Below are 17,726 nucleotides of genomic sequence, written 5' to 3' on the forward strand. Positions count from 1 at the left end.
TCCCGCCGGTGACGCCGGCCTTGTTCTGGTTGCCCAGATTTGTGGCAGAAGCGACAGTCAACGGGAAGTCACGTTGCGGTGAAATTTTTGCTCCTGCAACGGCGTGCACGGCCGCAATTAGGCGGAGCACTTCACCGCCCGGTTCGATCGGGAGCATGGCATCAGGAGCTTGCGGCAGCTCTTGCTGAGCCCAACCGATTTTTACTGCGGGCGGACAGGGCGGAACTTCCGGCCGACCGGCCAATGCTTTGGAAAGACTAGGCGGTAGGCAGTAGAAGGCCTTATTCCCTACTGCCTACGCCCTATTCCCTACGCGGCCAGATCGCGCAGCACGTATTGCAGGATGCCGCCGTTCTTGAAGTAGTCGAGTTCATCCAGCGTATCGATGCGGCAGATGATCGGCACGTTCTTCACCGTGCCATCGCCATAGGTGACCTTGGCGATCATCGTCTGGCGCGGCTTGATGGCGCTCAGGCCGTCGATCTCGACCATCTCGTCGCCCTTGAGGTTGAGCGAGGCCCATGAGGTGCCTTCCTCGAAGACGAAGGGGATGACGCCCATGCCGACCAGGTTCGAGCGATGGATGCGCTCGAAGGACTGGGCGATAACGGCGCGGACACCGAGCAGGTTGGTGCCCTTGGCCGCCCAGTCACGCGACGAGCCGTTGCCGTATTCGACACCGGCGAAGATGACCAGCGGCACGCCTTCCCTTTTGTACTCCATCGCCGCGTCGTAGATCGATTCCTCTTCCTTCGACGGGTAGTGGATGGTGTAGCCGCCCTCGCGGCCGTTCTCGCCCAGCATGTGGTTGCGGATGCGGATGTTGGCAAAGGTGCCGCGCATCATCACCTCGTGATTGCCGCGCCGCGTGCCGTATTGGTTGAAGTCGGCAACGCCGACGCCGTGATCGGTGAGGTATTTTCCGGCCGGCGACGCCGCCTTGATCGAACCCGCCGGCGAGATGTGGTCGGTGGTGATCTTGTCGCCGAAGAGACCCAGCACGCGCGCGCCCTTGATGTCGCCGATCTTGCCGAAACCGGCGGTCATCCCAGCGAAATAGGGCGGGTTCTGCACATAGGTCGAATTGTCGTCCCAGGCATAGGTCTGGCCTTCCGGCGCCTTGACGTTCTGCCAGTACTCGTCGCCCTTGAAGACGTCGGCATATTTGCGGGCGAACAGCTCGCGGGTGACGTTCTTCTCGATGAACTCCTGGATCTCGGCCGAGCTCGGCCAGATATCCTTGAGGTAGACCGGCTTGCCGTCGCGGCCTTCGCCAAGCGGTTCGGTGGTGAGGTCCTTGGTGACCGTGCCGGCCAGCGCATGCGCGACGACCAGCGGCGGCGACGCCAGGTAGTTCGCCTGCACGTCGGGCGAGACGCGGCCTTCGAAATTGCGATTACCGGAAAGCACCGCGGCAGCGATCAAACCTTTGTCGTTGATGGTCTTGGAGATCGGCGCCGGCAGCGGGCCGGAATTGCCGATGCACGTGGTGCAGCCGAAGCCGACCAGGTTGAAGCCAATCTGGTCGAGCTCCTTCTGCAGGCCGGATTTTTCGAGATATTCGGCGACCACCTGGCTGCCGGGGGCAAGCGAGGTCTTCACCCAGGGTTTCTGCTTGAGGCCGAGGCGGTTGGCGTTGCGCGCCAACAGGCCGGCGCCGATCAGCACGCTCGGGTTCGAGGTGTTGGTGCAGGAGGTGATGGCGGCGATGACGACGTCGCCATGGCCGAGATCATGGTCGGTGCCTTCGACGGCGTAGCGCTTGTGGATTTCGGCGGCCTTCTTGTACTCGGTCTCCATCGCCTTGACGAAGCCGGCCGGAATGCCTTCCAGCGCAACGCGGCCTTCGGGGCGCTTGGGGCCGGCCATCGACGGCACGACCTCGCTGAGTTCAAGCTCGAGCAGGTCGGTGAAGACCGGATCGGCCGATCCGGTGTCGCGCCACATGCCTTGCGCCTTAGAATAGGCTTCGACCAGAGCGATGCGGCTTTCCTCACGACCCGACATTGTCAGGTAGCGGATGGTTTCGCCGTCGACCGGGAAGAAGCCGCAGGTGGCGCCATATTCGGGTGCCATGTTGCCGATGGTGGCGCGGTCGGCCAGCGTCATGTTGGAGAGGCCGGGGCCGAAGAACTCGACGAACTTGCCGACGACGCCCTTCTTGCGCAGCATCTGGGTGACGGTGAGCACGAGGTCGGTGGCGGTGACGCCTTCTTTCAGCTTGCCGGTGAGGCGGAAGCCGATCACTTCCGGCAACAGCATGGAGACCGGCTGACCGAGCATGGCGGCCTCTGCCTCGATGCCACCGACGCCCCAGCCCAGCACGCCAAGGCCGTTTATCATCGTGGTATGCGAATCGGTACCGACGCAGGTGTCGGGATAGGCGGTGGTTTCGCCGTCCTCGGTGTTGGTCCAGACGACCTGGCCGAGATATTCGAGGTTGACCTGGTGGCAGATGCCGGTGCCGGGCGGCACGACGCGGAAGTTGCGGAACGCTTGCTGGCCCCATTTCAGGAACTTGTAGCGCTCTTCGTTGCGCTCATATTCGAGCTCGACATTGCGGGCGAAGGCCATCGGCGTGCCGAATTCGTCGACGATGACCGAATGGTCGATGACGAGGTCGACCGGCACCAGCGGGTTGATCTTCTGCGGATCGCCGCCGAGCGCCTTGAGGCCGTCGCGCATGGCCGCGAGATCGACCACCGCTGGAACGCCGGTGAAATCCTGCATCAGGACGCGGGCCGGGCGATAGGCGATCTCGACGCCGGCGGTGCCCTTGTCGGTCAGCCAGCCGGCAACCGCCTGGATCGATTCCTTGGTGACGGAGCGGCCGTCTTCGTTGCGCAAAAGGTTCTCCAGCAGCACCTTCATCGAATAGGGCAACTGGGCGATGCCGGTGAGGCCGTTCTTCTCGGCCTCGACCAGATTGTAATAGACATAGTCCGCGCCACCCACGGTGAGGGTGCGGCGGCAATTGAAACTGTCGAGGGATTTTGACACGTGCGGTCCGTCCTTGTCTGTTCAGCCTGAAAGGGAACGGACGCCGATGGGCATGCAATCACGCGCAAAGGTGCGGGTACGGCCATTTCCGCTGTCCGCTCCCAAGCAACCCGAGCCGTTCAAGGCGGCGCGTGCGCTGGTTCGGCGCAAATTCTCTTCCCGTGCCGACCGCTGGCACGGATGAACCGCATATAGAGAATTTTCTGGAATAGTTCTAGACAGGCGACAGGCAATTTTGTGCGATGCGGCAGCTGTCGCACGGTAAAGTTTTCGGGACGGGCAAGGATGCGGCTGATCGCCGAAAATCTGGGCGGCGAACGCGGCGGCGAGACGGTCTTTTCCGGCATCGGTTTCGTGATTGAGGATGGCCAGGCGCTGGTCGTCACCGGACCGAACGGATCAGGCAAATCGACGCTGCTCAGGGTCATCGCCGGGCTGCTGCCGAAAGCAGAAGGCGACGTGCGGCTTGAAGGCGGCGGCGAGACGTTTCCGACGATCGCTTCGGCCGTCCATTATCTCGGCCATCTCAATGCGATGAAGACGGCGCTGAGCGTGGCGGAGAATCTGCGCTTCTGGCGCGATTTCAATGGCGATGGCCAGCTGGGTGTCGAAGAGGCACTGGAGACGGTCGGTCTCGGCGGCATCGGCTATCTGCCATTCGGCTATCTGTCGACCGGGCAAAGAAGGCGCGCGGCGATTGCGAAGCTTCTGGTCAGCCACAGGCCGCTGTGGCTGCTCGATGAGCCGACGGCGGGGCTGGACAAGGCTTCGGAGGCGCGGTTTGCGGGATTGATGGCGAAGCACTGCGAGGAGGGTGGGATCATTGTCGCGGCGACGCATCTGCCGCTGGGGTTGGATGGGGCGCAGGCGTTGGTGATGGGGGAAGCCGCTTGATGTCGGTCCTCTACGTGCAAGAACGCCTTCCTCAACAAAGGACCACTTCGTAATGTGGTCCCTCTTCCTCCGCGACATCCGCCTCTCCATCCGTGCCGGCGGCGGAGCGTTGACTGGCGTCATCTTCTTCCTCGCCGTCATCGCCACCATCCCCTTCGGCGTTGGGCCGGACCTGAAGCTGCTGGCCCGTATCGGTCCGGCGATCCTGTGGATCGGCGCTCTGCTCGCCTGCCTGCTCGGCCTCGACCGGCTGTTCCAGGCCGACCGCGAGGACGGGTCCCTCGATCTTCTGGTGCTGGGCAATGACCGCCATATGCTGGCGCTGACGGTGCTGGTGAAGTGCCTGGCACATTGGGCGGGCAGCGTTCTGCCGCTGGTGGTCGCCGCCCCTCTGCTCGGCCTATTCATGAACATGGAGCCACTCAGCATCGGCGCGACGGCGCTGACCCTTCTGGTCGGCACGCCGGCAATCACCTTCATCGGTGCGGTGGGCGCGGCGGTGGCGGTGGCGCTGCCGCGCGGCGGGCTGTTGATCTCGGTGCTGGTGCTGCCGCTGACCATTCCGGTGCTGATCTTCGGCGTGTCGGCCAGCTACGGCGCGGTGGCCGATCCCGACCCGTTCGCGCAGCCCTTCCTCATTCTTGCCGCGCTGACGCTGTTTCTTGCCGTGCTGGGGCCGGTGGCGGCAGCGCTGGCGCTGCGGCATGGAACGGATTGACGTGACGGCTGCGGCGCAGCGGCCAATTGCGAAGCCGAAGCTGCAAAGCTATGGGAAGGCCATGATCGAGCACAGCGAAGCGACAGCGGAAGGGAAGCGGGCTGCATGAGCGCACACGCCCTTTATGTCACCGCCGCCTATGGCATCACGGCGATCGTGCTAGCCGGACTGATCGGTTGGATCCTGCTCGACCAGCGTGGGCGCAAACGCGAACTGGCAGAACTAGAGGCAGCAGGCGTACGGCGGCGTTCGGACAAGGCCAGCACTGGGGCCAGCACTGGGGCCAACAAACCATGAGCACGGAAAGCGAAACGCCGGCGCCGCCGCGCCGCCGCCTGATTGTGCTGTTGCCGCTGCTGGTTTTCCTCGGCCTTGCGGGGCTGTTCCTGTTGCAGCTTTTGTCGGGGCGCGACGAGGCTGAAGTGCCGTCGGCGCTGCTTGGCCTGCCGGCGCCGCAGACCAATTTGCCGGCGCTGGAAGGGTCAAACCTGCCCGGCCTCGATTCAAAAACCTTCGCCGGCAAGGTGACGCTGGTCAATGTCTTTGCATCGTGGTGCGCGCCGTGCCGGGAAGAACATCCGGTGCTCCTGGCGCTGTCGCAAGACAAGCGCTTCGTCATGGCAGCGCTGAACTACAAGGACGAGCCGCAAAACGCGCGCCGGTTCCTCGGCGATCTCGGCAATCCGTTCCAGGCCATCGGCGTCGACGAAACCGGCCGCACGGCCATCGACTGGGGTGTCTACGGCGTGCCGGAAACGTTCGTCATCGGCAAGGATGGCAAGATCGCCTACAAGCATGTCGGGCCGCTGACGGGCGAGTCCTCGCAGACGGTGCTGATGCCTGAAATTGAGAAGGCGCTCGCGGCACCGCGCTGACGGCCGCCTCGCTTCGAACGCGGGGCCGTCAGGGCATTAAGCTCAGCCGTAGATCTGCTTGCGGACCTGGTAGAGCATTTCCGAGCGATCGGCGCGCAGGTCGGCGAGGTCGCGGCCGGAGAGGTTCTCGATTTCGGCGACGAGGCGGTTGTAGTGCTTGCGCTTGGCAATCGAGGTGCGAGCGCGGGTCATGAGACTGTCGAAGATCATAGCAAGGGTCCTTTCGTGCCGCATATCAGCGGCGAATTTGTTCCTCCCTTGACTGTACGCAGCATGACATAGGAATGGTGCGATGCAAAAAGAAGATGTTGCAATGCACCATTGCACAGAGCGCATAGCCGGTTAATGCAGCGCTAACAGCACCGTACCCGGCCGGGCAGGCTGGCGAGCCAATGCCGGGCCGCATGCCTTTTGTCTTACAAATTGCGCATGCGCCATCTTGCCTTCTCGCCCGCAGGCTGGCTTGATCCGCGCGTCACGTGATGCCCGGAGGAAAAGCATGGCGGCCGCAGACTATTACGAAATTCTCGATCCGCGTTTCGCGCGGCTGTTCAATGGCAACGCGCAGGTGGAAAAACTGTTCACCGGATGTCAGTGGGCGGAAGGGCCGGCCTGGTTCGCTGCCGGCCGCTATGTGGTCTGGTCCGACATCCCCAACAATCGCATGCTGCGCTATGACGAGACCGACGGCAATGTCAGCGTGTTCCGTCAGCCCTCCGGCAATTCCAATGGCAACACCGTCGACCGCCAGGGCCGGCTGGTGACGTGCGAGCATTCGGGCCGCCGCGTCAGCCGCACCGAGTATGACGGCTCGATCACCACCATCGCGGCCAAATGGAAAGGCAAGCGGCTGAATTCGCCAAATGACGTCGTGGTGCGCTCCGACGGCTCGATCTGGTTCACCGATCCGAGCTACGGCATCGACACTGACTATGAGGGCGACAAGGCCGAGAGCGAAATCGGCGCCTGCTACGTCTACCGGGTCGATCCCGACAGCGGCGAGGTCGAGGCTGTCATTACCGACATGGTCAGGCCGAACGGGCTTGCCTTCTCGCTCGATGAAAGCCAGCTCTATGTCGTCGACACCGGCCGCACCCATGGCGCACAAAACCCGGCGCATATGCGGGTCTTCAACATCGGCAAGGGCGGCAAGAAAGTGTCGGGCGGCAAGGTGTTCGCCGACTGCACGGCCGGCCTGTTCGACGGCTTCCGGCTCGACGAGGCCGGCCGCATCTGGACCAGCGCCGCCGACGGCATCCACTGCTACGATCCCGACGGCACGCTGATCGGCAAGGTCAAGGTGCCGGAAGTCACCGCCAATTGCGTGTTCGGCGGCAACAAGCTGAACTGCCTCTACATCGCCGGCACGACGTCGCTTTACATGGTGCGGCTGATGGTGAACGGGGCCAAGACCTATTGAGGCTGCTGGAAACACTTCTCTGGCGGCCCTTGATGGCGCTCCTGCGCATGCCCGCGACGCCGGTTGCGCTGCGGCTGCCGGAACCGCCGCCAGGTGGTTCGCCGGAGCGGATTTCTAAGCCATCTGCCAGTGGCGGCATCAGGAACAATTCCAGGGGAGGACGTCATGCCATTCGTCAACATCCGCATCGTCAAGGAAGTGATCGCCGCTGATCCGGCGGGCAAGAAGGCTGACATCGCCAAAAAGGTCACGGCGGCCATCATGGACGCCACCGGGCTCGGCAACGACGATGTCTGGGTGGTGTTCGAAGAGGTCAATGCGCGCGACTGGTATGTCGGCAAGACCGACGTCGAGACGCTGCGGAAGGGGTAGGCGCCTTCCTTCTCGCCTTGTGGGAGAAGGGAAAGCCGCTCACCGCCGCCTGCGTATAAAATCCACGAACCCTTGGACCGCGTCGCGCATAGCCTGCCGGTTCGCATCTTCGCCCAAGATCGTCTCCACCTCCGCCGGCTTCTTGCCCAGCAGCGCGATCTCGAACGTTTCCTCGCAGAGCGCAAACGACATCGTCCGCATGATCTCGGCGAGCGCGGCGCGGGCGTATAGCGAGCGCGCGGAGGCGTGCACCAGCATGGCCGGCTTGTCGACGGCGGCGTCGCGCGAGACCAGCCAGTCGAGCGCGTTCTTCATGCCGCCCGGCACGCCATGCGCATATTCGGGGCTGGAAACGATAATGCCGTCGGCGCTGGTGACGGCCCCGATCAGCCGGGCGGCTTCGCGTGGCGTGCGCTCGCCTTCGTCGTCGGGATTGAAGATCGGCAGCAGGCCTAGCCCGTCATAAACGGCTACGCGGCAATCCGAAGGCGCGTTCGCGGCCAGCGCCGCGAGCAGCGCCGAATTGGTCGAGGCAGCGCGCAGACTGCCGGAGATGGCGAGGATTTCAATCAAAGGGGAAACCGGGCAAGGGGGAAACCGGGACGAGCGAATCGTCGCCGAAAATCTACCACAGGGTCTTGCTGTAGGCCTCGTCCAGTGAGCGGTCGAAATCATCGGGCGTTTCGGCATGCGCCATCTGATCGGACAGGATCTGGCCGAGCGTCGGCAGCGTCGCGCGGTCGTACCAGCTGTCCGGCTTCCACAATTGCGAGCGCATGAAGGCCTTGGCGCAATGCATGTAGGCGGCCTTGACGCTCACCACGACGACGCTTTGCGGCTGCTTGCCGTCGACGCTGAGGCGCTCACGCAAATCCGCATCGACGGTGATGCGGGCGTCGCCATTGATGCGCAGCGTTTCGTTCATGCCGGGGATGAGGAACAGCAGCCCGACCGAAGGGTTGAGCAGGATGTTTTCCAGCGTGTCGAGCCGGTTGTTGCCGGGCCGGTCGGGGATGGCGATGGTCTTGTCGTCGAGGACAAGGGCGAAGCCGGGCCTGTCGCCTTTCGGCGTCACGTCGGCATTGCCGGCGTTATCGGAAGAACCGATCAGCACGAAGGGGCTCTTGCCGATGAAGGAGCGGCAGTGGCCGTCGAGCGCCCTGAGCTCCTTGCGCATCGAGGCGTCGGTCGGCCGCGGCGTCTTGTAGATTGTCCTCAACTCGTCGCTTGTGGTGACGAATTCCATGGCCCCTCTCCTCCAATTCCAGCGCAATTCCCAAGGGAAAGCGCTACGCGCTTTTCCCGGGAAAACCGCTGCACACTTTTCCTGGAATTGCTCTACTTGCCTGCTTCCTCCGCCTTATCGGTCTTATCCTCGATCGAATGGCGCAGGATCAGCGGCATCTGGCTGAAGGTGAACAGCAGCGTGATCGGCATGATGCCCCAGACCTTGAAGGTAACCCAGAAGTCGGTCGAAAAATTCCGCCACACCACTTCATTGGCAAGAGCCAGGAACAGGAAGAACAGGCCCCAGCGGAAGGTCAGCTTGCGCCAGCCTTCGGCATCGAGGCGAAAGGCCGAATCGAAGACATAGCCGAGCAGCGAGCGGCCGAAATACAGGCCGCCAAGCAGCACGCCGCCGAACAGCGTGTTGACGATGGTCGGCTTCATCTTGATGAAGACATCGTCCTGCAGATAGAGCGTCAGCGCGCCGAAGATGAAGACGACGACGCCCGAGACCATCGGCATGATCGGCAAGGTGCGCATCAGCAGCCAGGAGGCGATCAGCGCGATTGCGGTCGCAGCCATGAACAGGCCGGTGGCGACGAAGATCGGCCCGCCGAATTCGGCCAGCACCGGAAATTTCTCGACCAGCCAGGCGCCGCGCGCATTGGCGAAGAAGAACACCATCAGCGGCCCGAGTTCCAGCACCAGCTTGAGCAGCGGATTGACGCTTTCCTTCTTCTTTTGCGGGTCGGACGGGTCGCGTTCGAGGATGGGAGGGTTCATGACTTCCTTCTGACGCATGATCTTGTCCAAAAAGCCGTCAGCTCTTCGAGATCATTGCCTGTTACGCTACGCCCGCGATCGCCCTGGCGAATTCGCTGGCTGAGAAAGGTTCGAGGTCGTCGACCTGTTCGCCGACGCCGATGAAATAGACCGGCAGTTTATGCTTTGCCGCGATCGCCACCAGAATACCGCCGCGCGCCGTGCCGTCCAGCTTGGTCATCACCAGGCCGTTGACGCCGGCGACATTGCGGAAGATCTCGACCTGGTTGAGCGCATTCTGGCCGGTGGTGGCGTCGACCGTCTGCAGCACGGTGTGCGGCGCTTCCGGATCGAGCTTGCCCAGCACGCGCACGATCTTTTCCAGTTCGGCCATCAGTTCGGTCTTGTTCTGCAGCCGGCCGGCGGTGTCGATGATCAGCACATCGGAACCGGCCTCTTTCGCGCGTTCGAAGGCGTCGTAGGCGAGGCCGGCGGCATCGGCGCCGATCTTGGAGGCGATGACCGGCGATTTCGTCCGCTCACCCCAGATCTTCAATTGCTCGATGGCTGCAGCGCGAAACGTGTCGCCGGCGGCGAGCATCACCGACAGCCCGCCATCGGTCAGTTTTGCCGCCAGCTTGCCGATGGTCGTGGTCTTGCCGGTGCCGTTGACGCCGACGACCAGGATGACATGCGGCTTGTGCGAAAGGTCGAGCTCCAGCGGCATGGCGACATGGGTCAGCACCTTCTCGACCTCGGCAGCCATCACGGCGCGCACTTCCGCGTCGGAGACATCCTTGCCGTAGCGGCTGGAGGCCAGCGCATCGGTGACGCGGAGCGCGGTTTCCAGGCCGAGATCGGCGCGGATCAGCACGTCCTCCAGGTCCTGCAGCGTGTCCTCATCCAGCTTGCGCTTGGTGAAGACGCCGGCAATGTTGCCGGTGAGCTCGCGCGACGACCGCGCCAGCCCGTCGCGCATGCGCTGGAACCACGAACGACGCGGCGTCGGTTCCGGCGCCTTGACCGGCTCAGCCTTCTGCTCGACTTTTTTGGTGACGGTCACCTTGCCGGGAGCGGGTTTGGGCTCTGGCGAAGGTTGGGGGATGGGCTGTGGTTCGGGCGCGATCTCGGCAATGACGCGCTGTGCTTCGACCGGCGCGGGTGTAGCTTCGGGCGGTGTGCGCTTTACCTCCCCCTCGATGGGGGAGGTCCCGATCGCAGCTCGGGGGTGGGGGTGACTGGCGCCAACGTCGGCGCTGTCACCCCACCCCGCCGCTCCGCGTCGACCCTCGCCATCGAGGGGAGGGTGAGGCGTCGGCGCAGGAGCTTCTTCCTTCTCCCCGTCACTATACGGAGAGAAGGTGCCGGCAGGCGGATGAGGGGCAGCGCCGGCCTTTGAGGTTGGCTGCGCGGGAGACGGCGCCGGTGGCGGCACCTCGATCGGGGGCGCTTCGGCGGGAACCTCGGCCGGTGGCGGCACTTCGACAGGCGCTGGCTCAGGCTGCCTTTCCGGGCGCGACGGTTCGATCTCCGGCTCGGCTGGTGCCGGCGGCACCTCTTGCGGCTGCGGTTCGGGCTCCGGAGCGGCGGGCGACGCAGGAACCTCCTCAGGTTCCAGCGGCTCGGGCTCAGGTTCCGGTTGCGGCTCTTCCTCCGGCACAGGCTCCGGCAGCGGTTCCGGCTCGGAGGGAACGACCGGCTCCGGTGCCGGCGGAATGGTCGGCGCTGGTTCGGGCTTCGGCTCCTCGGGCGCCGGCTCCGGCGCTGCTTTTACCTCCCCCTCGATGGGGGAGGTCCCAAGCGAAGCTTGGGGGTGGGGGTGATCGGCGTCGGCGCTGTCACCCCTCCCCGCCGCTTCGTGGCGACCCTCCCCATCGAGGGGAGGGTGGGGCGCTGGCGCCTCGTCACGCTTCAAAAACTCCGGAACGACCTGCTCGGCAGCTGGCTTCAGCGCCTCAAGCGCATCCCATTTGATCGGCGGCAGCGGCGCGGTTTCGTCGATGCGCGCCTCGACGACTTCCTTCTTGCCGAACGAAAATATCTTCTTGAAAAAACCGGCCATGCTTCAATCGTCTCAGGCGGCGCGGGCGGTGAGCGGCGCTGCGGTCAGGCGCGCGCCGTCATGGCCGGTAATGGTGGCCTCGACGATCTCGCCCGGCGCACCGGCGGCGATGGCGGCCAGCGTAAATCCCTCGGTGCGGCCGAGGCCGTCGCGCTCGACCAGGATCGACTGGCGCGTTCCCGGGAGTGCCGACAAATGGCGGCGATACGCGGCCTCGCCGGCGGCGCGCAGCCTTGCGGCGCGCTGCTTCACCAGTTCGCGGCGGACCTGCGGCATGCGCGCGGCGGGCGTGCCTTCGCGGGACGAGAACGGGAAGACGTGCAGATGCGTCAGCCCGCATTCCTCGACGATCTTTATCGAATTCTCGAACATGTCCTCGGTCTCGGTCGGGAAGCCGGCGATGATGTCGGCACCGAAGACGATGTCAGGGCGCAGCTTGCGCACATCCTCGCAGAAGCGGATCGACTGGTCGCGCAGATGCCTGCGCTTCATCCGCTTCAGGATCATGTCGTCGCCCGACTGCAGCGACAGGTGCAGATGCGGCATCAGCCTGGGCTCGGTGGCGATGGCGTCGAGCAATTCGTCGTCGGCCTCGATCGAATCGATGGAGGACAGCCGCAGGCGCTTCACGTCGGGCACCTGCTTCAGGATGGTCTTCACCAGCTTACCGAGTTTCGGAGCGCCCGGCAGATCGGCGCCGAAGGAGGTCATGTCGACGCCGGTCAGCACGATCTCGGCATAGCCGTTGCCGGCGAGACGCTTGACCTGCTCGACCACGGCGCCCATTGGCACCGAGCGTGAATTGCCGCGGCCATAGGGGATGATGCAGAAGGTGCAGCGGTGGTCGCAACCATTTTGCACCTGGACGAAGGCGCGTGCCCTGCCCTCGATGGCGTCGACCATGTGACCAGCGGTCTCGCGCACCGAGAAAATGTCGTTGACGCGCGCCTTCTCGGTGTCGTTGACGCCGAAATCCGGCAGCGCGCGGTAGGAGTTCGCCTTCAGCTTCTCCTCATTGCCGAGCACGAGGTCGACCTCGTCCATGGCAACGAAATTCTGCGGTTCGGTCTGCGCCGCGCAGCCGGTGACGATGATGCGCGCCTGCGGGTTTTCGCGGCGGGCCTTGCGGATCGACTGCTTGGCCTGGCGCACCGCTTCCGAGGTGACGGCGCAGGTGTTGAAGATGATGGCGCCGCCTGCGAGCGCGCCGAGGCCGGCACTTTCGGCTTCGCGACGCATCACCTCAGATTCATAGGTGTTGAGGCGGCAGCCGAAGGTGACGACGTCTATGCCTTTTGCGTTGGCAAGACCAGACATCAGGCCGCGCTTTCAGTGTCGCGAGCCCAGCTTCCGGTCGACGGATCGAAACTGCCGGAAAACTCCCATTCGGCAGCGCCGGTCAGGATAACGTGGTCGTCCTCGCGCCATTCGACATGCAGCGAGCCGCCGCCTGGCGTCATCAGCGTGACGCTGCGGCCGGTGCGCCGGGTGCGGGCTGCGGCGACTACCGCTGCGCAAGCGGCCGAGCCGCAGGCCTTGGTCAGGCCGGCGCCGCGCTCCCAGGTGCGGATGATCATCGTCTCCGGCGACGTCACCTGTGCGATTGTGATGTTGGCGCGCTCGGGGAAGATCGGATGGTTTTCGAGCAGCGGGCCGAAACGCTCCAGCTCGTGGGACCAGACGTCGCGATCGACCCAGAAGATGGCGTGCGGGTTGCCCATCGAGAGAGCCGAAGGCGAATGCAGCACCGGCGCGTCGATCGGGCCGATCTGCAATTCGATCATGCGGGTGTCGCGAAACTCTTCCGCCAGCGGAATATCCTGCCAGCCGAAGCGCGGCGTGCCCATGTCGACCGATATGGTGCCGTCAGCGTGCTCGACGGCGTTGAGGATGCCGGCGCGGGTCTCGAAGGTGAAGTTCTTCTGGCCGGTTTCGGCGGCCAGCGCCTGGACGACGCAGCGCATGCCGTTGCCGCAGGCCTGTGCGCCCGAGCCGTCGGAATTCAATATGTCGATGTAGTAGGCGGTGCCGGGCGTGCGGGCGTCATGGATGGCCATGATCTGGTCGAACTTGGTCGCCGCATCGGCGTTGAGCGCGACAGCCGACGCTGCCGTCACTCGATCGGCACGGCCGCGCATGTCGGCAACGATGATCTCGTTGCCGATGCCGTTCATCTTGGCGAAGGGGGCCGTGCCTGCCATAGCTTCCAGTAGTTCCTGTCCGTTTTGCCGCTATATGGCGGAAACGGGCGGGAATTACCAGTGCGACGGGGTCTCAGGTCACGGCAAAGACGCCGAGCACGATCAGCAGGAAGATGACTAGAACGATGCCGATAAGGACGCGCGCGCCGGTTGCGGCGGCGCCCGCCAGCGCCGGCATGCCGAGCAGGCTCGCGGCGGCGGCGACGATCAGGAGAATGATGATCCATTTGATCATGGAAAGGCTCCCGGCCAAATTGCGTTGCGCAAACAACGCGTTTTGGCCCGTTGGGTTCCTTCCCTAGACCTCCGGCACGTCCCAGATTTCACCCGGCCGCAAGGCGCGGAAGCGCTCGTGCGGAACACCCTCTGCCTCCAGCGCCTCGGCCAGTTTTCGAACCGGCTCGTCGACCGGTTCGTCGGTGAGATGGAACGTGCCCCAGTGGCAGCCTGCGGCGTGAGCCGCGTTGCACAGCTGCATGCCTTGCACCGCCTCCTCCGGATTCTGGTGCTGTGGCGCCATGAACCAGCGCGGCTCGTAGGCGCCGATCGGCAGGATGGCGAGGCGAAAGCCGCCATGTTTCTCAGCCATCAGCCGGTAATTGGCGCCGCCATGGAAACCGGTGTCACCAGCGAAATAGATCTTTCCGGCGGGGGTTTCGACGACGAAGCCAGCCCACAGCGCCATGCGGCGGTCGCGCGCGCCACGCGCCGACCAGTGATGCACCGGCTCGACATGGACGGCGATGTCCTTGGTAATCTCGACACGCTCGCCCCAGTCATGCGCCGTCGTTCGCATGCCCGGCACGGCGCTATCGATGATGGCGTCGTTGCCGAGCGGCGTCAGCACAAGCGGATCGTGCTTCGCCTTCAGCCGCTTGAGCGTGGCAAGGTCGAGATGGTCGTAGTGATTGTGGCTGACCAGCACCAGGTCGATCGGCGGCAGCTGGGAAAACGCGATGCCTGGCGCATTGACGCGCCTAGGCCCGGCAAAGGAGAGCGGCGAGACGCGCGGCGACCACACCGGGTCGGTCAGGATGTTGAGGCCGGCGATCTGGATCAGCAGCGTCGCATGACCGACCATGGTCAGCCGCAGCCCGTCGCTGTCGATGCGCGCCGCCGGCTCCGTTGGTTCAAACGGACTCGGATTGGCTGCCGGCCATTTCGAACGCTCGCCGCTCAGCTGCCATTTGAGCAGATCTGTGAAGCGTCCGGGCATCTGGCCGTCGGGATTGAAGAAGAGAGTACCGTCGAAATGGTCGCTGGGCGGGCCGCTGTAATAGCGGTTGGCGGCTCTCTTTCTCGCGGCCAAGGTTTCGGCTCCGGCAGGTTTCTGTCCTTGCTAGATAGGGACGAGGGCCTCCGGCGCAAGCAGGTGCCGCTCTCGCAACCAATCTACCGGTTCGAACCGCGCTAGAGCCAAGGCACGCCCTCGTCCGCCAGGAATTTTGCGATAAATTTGCAACAATTCTTGCTGCAAACCCTATTTTAACCATATCGGGTTGAAATTTCGCCACCTTCTCCATCTTGGTGAGGGTGAGAGTGTGCGGACGGCTTCCCCCCAGCCGGATCCGACGGAGGTTGAAATGACTTTTTCGAGAAGCGGCCTGGTGGCCGTATCGCTGGCAGCGCTGTTTGCAAGCGGCTGTTCGACCTCGCGTTTTTCATCGATGGATGACCAGCAGCCGGCGCCACTGCAGCCCGCGCCCGCCGGTACGGTGAGCGGAAGCCAGCTGCCGCCGCCGGCAGCGCCGGGCACAACCGACCCGTCGCAATTCCCGACGGCACCGGCCGGCACTCAGGTCGCCGCGCTGCCGCCGGATGGATCGGCGCCTGCGGGCGCCACCGACCTCACCGCGGCCAGCGTCGCCGGCGTCTGGAACGCCAGCGTTTCCGGACAGAGCTGCAAGGTGGCGACGCCACAGACCAAATTCGGCGCCGGCTATCGCGCCGGACCATTGCATTGCCCGGCACCCATCGACGGCATCAAGTCGTGGAACGTCGCCGGCAAGCAGCTGACGCTCTATGACGAGAATGGCGGCACCCTGGCGCGGCTTTATTCGTCGGGCGGTTCGAAATTCGACGGCCAGACTTCCACCGGCTTGCCGATTTCGCTTACAAGATAAGCTGCCTATCCCTAGACAGCGACGTGACCGATGCATCTGCGTGACGGCCTCCAGACCCATGCGACCGTCAGGCAGCGCTACGACCATCTGGTCGACACCGGCGCTATCGAACGCGATCCGGCGCAGGTGCGCATCGCCGCCGCACTCGACCGGCTGACCGATGAGATCTCGGTCAAGCGGCTGGCGCACAAGTCGAGTGCGCTCGGCTGGCTGTTTGCCCGCAAGCGCGAGACGCGCGAGGTCGTCAAAGGCCTCTACATCCATGGTGGCGTCGGCCGCGGCAAGACCATGCTGATGGACATGTTCTTCGAACTGCTGCCGGTCCGCCGCAAGCGCCGTGTCCATTTCAACGACTTCATGGCCGATGTGCAGGATCGCATCCAGAAGCACCGGCAGGCGCGCAAGAATGGCGACGCCAAGGAGGACGATCCGATCCCGCCGGTAGCACTCCAGCTAGCCGAACAGGCCTGGGTGCTGTGCTTCGACGAGTTTTCGGTCACCGACATTGCCGATGCGATGATCCTGTCGCGGCTGTTTTCGGCGCTGTTTGCCAATGGCGTGGTGCTGGTCGCCACCTCCAATGTCGCGCCCGAAAATCTCTATCGCGATGGGCTGAACCGCCAGCTCTTCCTGCCCTTCATCAGCATTCTCGAGCGTCACGCCCAGGTGCTGACGCTCGATGCCGACAAGGACTACCGTCTGGAAAAACTGGCGCGCACGCCTGTCTATGTCACCCCGGCGGATGCCGAGGCCGACCGTATGCTGGACGAGGCCTGGCAGGCGATGACACGCGGCGCGCCCGTCGTCGAAACCACCGTGGCGGTGAAGGGCAGGCAGGTGGTGGTGCCGGCCGCTGCGGGCGACACGGCGCGGTTTTCCTTCGCCGATCTCTGCGAAAAGCCGCTTGGCGCCCGCGATTTCCTGGCCATTGCCGGCCGCTTCTCGACCATCTTCGTCGATCGCGTGCCGGTGCTCGGCGAAGGCAGGCGCAACGAGGTCAAGCGCTTCATCCTGTTGATCGATACGCTCTACGATCACCATACGCGGCTGGTGGTGAGCGCCGAGGCCGCGCCGTCTGAGCTTTATACGGCCAAGCGCGGCGTCGAGGTGTTCGAATTCGAACGCACCGCCTCACGGCTGATCGAGATGCAAAGCCGCGACTGGCTGGAAGACTGGGCGGAACGGCAGAAGGCGCAGAAGCCCGAAGGCAGGCATAGCGAGCCTCCGGTCGCGATGGCCTAAGCCTTCAAATGGGCGGCAAGGTTCCGGCAACAACCGTGTAGTGGTCGACGAATTCGGGCTTTTCCAGAAGGTAGCGATCGTCTTCGGGATAGTAGCGGGCCAGTTCGGGTGCATCCCCGGCAAAGCTTCGCACGGCGTCCATTGATGACCACCAGCTCAATGTGACGACCTCCGTCGAGTCATCGTCGCGATCGCGCATAAGCATCTGGAAACCGCGATTGCCGGCCGTAGCCCCGTAGTCGAGGCCTCCCGTCCTCTCGACATAGGCGGCATAGGCAACGCGATCCTGTGTACGGATGACGGACGACCAGCGACGCAGAATGAGCGGTTCTGTCTCAGTCATGGCTAACCTCCCTGTTGTCGTGGGGCATTCTAGAGCCTGTAGACATACATCACGAATGGCTCGGCTACTGCACCGCGCGACTCATAAAGCGAGCGCGCCGCAACATTGTCCGGCTCGGTGCCGACCCATGCCTCTTCACAGCCCTGTTCGCGCCCGATCATGAACATCGCATCCAGCATCTTTCGGGCGATGCCCTGGCGCTGGAAGGCCGGGGACACACCGACCTCGTCGATGTAGAGTTCGCTGACCTTGTCGGGGTGGCGGTGGATGACGGCGGCGCACTGGCCGACCACGATGCCATCGTCCAGCGCGACAATCAGGAAATGACCTGGCGAGGTGAGGTAGGCGGCAAGCCTGTCGGGGCGCACCGGCTCGTCGAACACGTCTTCGGCGATCCGCTTCACAAGGGCGTCATCGCCGGCATATAGTCTTCTGATTTCCACGTTCATTGTGTAAAACCTCTCAAGTCGGCTTACAAACTTTGACG

At 64.0% G+C, this 17,726-nt stretch carries 20 protein-coding genes; 8 read left to right on the forward strand and 12 right to left on the reverse strand.

Features of this window, described 5'->3' with window-relative positions:
• Positions 1-309: 309 nt before the first annotated feature.
• Positions 310-3,000 (reverse strand): aconitate hydratase AcnA, encoded by a 2,691-nt coding sequence (gene acnA, locus AC1D1N_RS03040; RefSeq protein WP_477346519.1) that lies wholly within the window; start codon positions 2,998-3,000, stop codon positions 310-312.
• Between the two features lie 285 nt (positions 3,001-3,285).
• Between acnA and ccmA the strand changes: the two genes are divergently transcribed.
• From ccmA to AC1D1N_RS03060, 4 genes are all read left to right on the forward strand, one after another.
• On the forward strand, positions 3,286-3,894 hold the full coding sequence (gene ccmA / locus AC1D1N_RS03045; protein ID WP_477346521.1) for a heme ABC exporter ATP-binding protein CcmA: 609 nt from the start codon (positions 3,286-3,288) through the stop codon (positions 3,892-3,894).
• Positions 3,895-3,946: 52 nt separating this feature from the next.
• Positions 3,947-4,612: a heme exporter protein CcmB gene (ccmB, locus tag AC1D1N_RS03050; protein WP_436262401.1), complete on the forward strand. Its 666-nt coding sequence runs from the start codon at positions 3,947-3,949 to the stop codon at positions 4,610-4,612.
• Positions 4,613-4,717: 105 nt separating this feature from the next.
• A complete protein-coding gene (gene ccmD / locus AC1D1N_RS03055; protein WP_477346523.1) occupies positions 4,718-4,909 on the forward strand; it encodes a heme exporter protein CcmD in 192 nt (63 codons plus the stop codon).
• A complete protein-coding gene (locus AC1D1N_RS03060) occupies positions 4,906-5,487 on the forward strand; it encodes a DsbE family thiol:disulfide interchange protein (protein WP_477346525.1) in 582 nt (193 codons plus the stop codon). The genes ccmD and AC1D1N_RS03060 overlap by 4 nt, the downstream gene beginning before the upstream one ends.
• 42 nt (positions 5,488-5,529) lie before the next feature.
• Here the strand turns inward: AC1D1N_RS03060 and AC1D1N_RS03065 are convergent, their stop codons facing one another.
• Complete coding sequence (locus tag AC1D1N_RS03065) at positions 5,530-5,697, reverse strand: hypothetical protein (RefSeq protein ID WP_112560088.1); 168 nt, start codon at positions 5,695-5,697, stop codon at positions 5,530-5,532.
• Positions 5,698-5,986: 289 nt separating this feature from the next.
• Between AC1D1N_RS03065 and AC1D1N_RS03070 the strand changes: the two genes are divergently transcribed.
• Positions 5,987-6,907 carry an SMP-30/gluconolactonase/LRE family protein gene (locus AC1D1N_RS03070; protein ID WP_352556955.1) on the forward strand — a complete coding sequence of 307 codons (921 nt, stop codon included), beginning with the start codon at positions 5,987-5,989 and terminating at the stop codon, positions 6,905-6,907.
• Between the two features lie 165 nt (positions 6,908-7,072).
• Positions 7,073-7,279 (forward strand): tautomerase family protein, encoded by a 207-nt coding sequence (locus tag AC1D1N_RS03075; protein ID WP_013892236.1) that lies wholly within the window; start codon positions 7,073-7,075, stop codon positions 7,277-7,279.
• A 39-nt stretch (positions 7,280-7,318) separates the two neighbouring features.
• On the opposite strand, the gene AC1D1N_RS03080 is transcribed toward AC1D1N_RS03075, so the two are convergent.
• The 8 genes from AC1D1N_RS03080 to AC1D1N_RS03115 form a co-directional block, all read right to left on the reverse strand.
• Positions 7,319-7,852, reverse strand: coding sequence for an NADPH-dependent FMN reductase (locus AC1D1N_RS03080; protein ID WP_477346527.1), 534 nt, complete (start codon positions 7,850-7,852; stop codon positions 7,319-7,321).
• 52 nt (positions 7,853-7,904) lie between these two features.
• On the reverse strand, positions 7,905-8,525 hold the full coding sequence (locus AC1D1N_RS03085; protein ID WP_436262405.1) for a pyridoxamine 5'-phosphate oxidase family protein: 621 nt from the start codon (positions 8,523-8,525) through the stop codon (positions 7,905-7,907).
• Between the two features lie 92 nt (positions 8,526-8,617).
• Positions 8,618-9,289 (reverse strand): septation protein A, encoded by a 672-nt coding sequence (locus AC1D1N_RS03090; RefSeq protein WP_436262406.1) that lies wholly within the window; start codon positions 9,287-9,289, stop codon positions 8,618-8,620.
• A gap of 61 nt (positions 9,290-9,350) precedes the next feature.
• The gene (gene ftsY, locus AC1D1N_RS03095; RefSeq protein WP_477346530.1) at positions 9,351-11,330 is read right to left on the reverse strand and encodes a signal recognition particle-docking protein FtsY; all 1,980 of its coding nucleotides are present in this window, start codon (positions 11,328-11,330) and stop codon (positions 9,351-9,353) included.
• Positions 11,331-11,342: 12 nt separating this feature from the next.
• On the reverse strand, positions 11,343-12,647 hold the full coding sequence (gene mtaB / locus AC1D1N_RS03100) for a tRNA (N(6)-L-threonylcarbamoyladenosine(37)-C(2))-methylthiotransferase MtaB (RefSeq protein WP_477346532.1): 1,305 nt from the start codon (positions 12,645-12,647) through the stop codon (positions 11,343-11,345).
• On the reverse strand, positions 12,647-13,531 hold the full coding sequence (gene dapF / locus AC1D1N_RS03105) for a diaminopimelate epimerase (RefSeq protein WP_477346534.1): 885 nt from the start codon (positions 13,529-13,531) through the stop codon (positions 12,647-12,649). The genes mtaB and dapF overlap by 1 nt, the downstream gene beginning before the upstream one ends.
• Before the next feature lie 73 nt (positions 13,532-13,604).
• Positions 13,605-13,766, reverse strand: a complete 162-nt coding sequence (locus AC1D1N_RS03110; protein WP_023683859.1) for a DUF1328 family protein — start codon at positions 13,764-13,766, stop codon at positions 13,605-13,607.
• Between the two features lie 63 nt (positions 13,767-13,829).
• Positions 13,830-14,840 (reverse strand): MBL fold metallo-hydrolase, encoded by a 1,011-nt coding sequence (locus AC1D1N_RS03115; RefSeq protein ID WP_477346536.1) that lies wholly within the window; start codon positions 14,838-14,840, stop codon positions 13,830-13,832.
• Between the two features lie 274 nt (positions 14,841-15,114).
• Between AC1D1N_RS03115 and AC1D1N_RS03120 the strand changes: the two genes are divergently transcribed.
• Both AC1D1N_RS03120 and zapE read left to right on the forward strand, forming a co-directional pair.
• Positions 15,115-15,654 (forward strand): AprI/Inh family metalloprotease inhibitor, encoded by a 540-nt coding sequence (locus tag AC1D1N_RS03120; protein WP_436262412.1) that lies wholly within the window; start codon positions 15,115-15,117, stop codon positions 15,652-15,654.
• 30 nt (positions 15,655-15,684) lie between these two features.
• Positions 15,685-16,896 carry a cell division protein ZapE gene (gene zapE / locus AC1D1N_RS03125; protein WP_436262413.1) on the forward strand — a complete coding sequence of 404 codons (1,212 nt, stop codon included), beginning with the start codon at positions 15,685-15,687 and terminating at the stop codon, positions 16,894-16,896.
• Between the two features lie 4 nt (positions 16,897-16,900).
• Here zapE and AC1D1N_RS03130 read toward each other — a convergent pair whose 3' ends face one another.
• Both AC1D1N_RS03130 and AC1D1N_RS03135 read right to left on the reverse strand, forming a co-directional pair.
• On the reverse strand, positions 16,901-17,239 hold the full coding sequence (locus tag AC1D1N_RS03130; RefSeq protein ID WP_436262414.1) for a hypothetical protein: 339 nt from the start codon (positions 17,237-17,239) through the stop codon (positions 16,901-16,903).
• Positions 17,240-17,268: 29 nt separating this feature from the next.
• A complete protein-coding gene (locus AC1D1N_RS03135) occupies positions 17,269-17,688 on the reverse strand; it encodes a GNAT family N-acetyltransferase (protein WP_436262415.1) in 420 nt (139 codons plus the stop codon).
• Positions 17,689-17,726: the final 38 nt, after the last annotated feature.

This window comes from Mesorhizobium sp. P2_B5 (genome assembly GCF_056404775.1).

Bases quoted from the DNA above. Each gene is read 5' to 3' on its own strand.
- ccmD (WP_477346523.1), top strand. From the start codon at position 4,718: ATGAGCGCACACGCCCTTTATGTCACCGCCGCCTATGGCATCACGGCG.
- ftsY (WP_477346530.1), bottom strand. From the start codon at position 11,330: ATGGCCGGTTTTTTCAAGAAGATATTTTCGTTCGGCAAGAAGGAAGTC.
- zapE (WP_436262413.1), top strand. From the start codon at position 15,685: ATGCATCTGCGTGACGGCCTCCAGACCCATGCGACCGTCAGGCAGCGC.
- ccmA (WP_477346521.1), top strand. From the start codon at position 3,286: ATGCGGCTGATCGCCGAAAATCTGGGCGGCGAACGCGGCGGCGAGACG.
- mtaB (WP_477346532.1), bottom strand. From the start codon at position 12,647: ATGTCTGGTCTTGCCAACGCAAAAGGCATAGACGTCGTCACCTTCGGC.
- AC1D1N_RS03065 (WP_112560088.1), bottom strand. From the start codon at position 5,697: ATGATCTTCGACAGTCTCATGACCCGCGCTCGCACCTCGATTGCCAAG.
- AC1D1N_RS03070 (WP_352556955.1), top strand. From the start codon at position 5,987: ATGGCGGCCGCAGACTATTACGAAATTCTCGATCCGCGTTTCGCGCGG.
- ccmB (WP_436262401.1), top strand. From the start codon at position 3,947: ATGTGGTCCCTCTTCCTCCGCGACATCCGCCTCTCCATCCGTGCCGGC.
- dapF (WP_477346534.1), bottom strand. From the start codon at position 13,531: ATGGCAGGCACGGCCCCCTTCGCCAAGATGAACGGCATCGGCAACGAG.
- AC1D1N_RS03060 (WP_477346525.1), top strand. From the start codon at position 4,906: ATGAGCACGGAAAGCGAAACGCCGGCGCCGCCGCGCCGCCGCCTGATT.
- AC1D1N_RS03110 (WP_023683859.1), bottom strand. From the start codon at position 13,766: ATGATCAAATGGATCATCATTCTCCTGATCGTCGCCGCCGCCGCGAGC.
- AC1D1N_RS03085 (WP_436262405.1), bottom strand. From the start codon at position 8,525: ATGGAATTCGTCACCACAAGCGACGAGTTGAGGACAATCTACAAGACG.
- AC1D1N_RS03075 (WP_013892236.1), top strand. From the start codon at position 7,073: ATGCCATTCGTCAACATCCGCATCGTCAAGGAAGTGATCGCCGCTGAT.
- AC1D1N_RS03090 (WP_436262406.1), bottom strand. From the start codon at position 9,289: ATGAACCCTCCCATCCTCGAACGCGACCCGTCCGACCCGCAAAAGAAG.
- AC1D1N_RS03135 (WP_436262415.1), bottom strand. From the start codon at position 17,688: ATGAACGTGGAAATCAGAAGACTATATGCCGGCGATGACGCCCTTGTG.
- AC1D1N_RS03120 (WP_436262412.1), top strand. From the start codon at position 15,115: ATGACTTTTTCGAGAAGCGGCCTGGTGGCCGTATCGCTGGCAGCGCTG.
- AC1D1N_RS03130 (WP_436262414.1), bottom strand. From the start codon at position 17,239: ATGACTGAGACAGAACCGCTCATTCTGCGTCGCTGGTCGTCCGTCATC.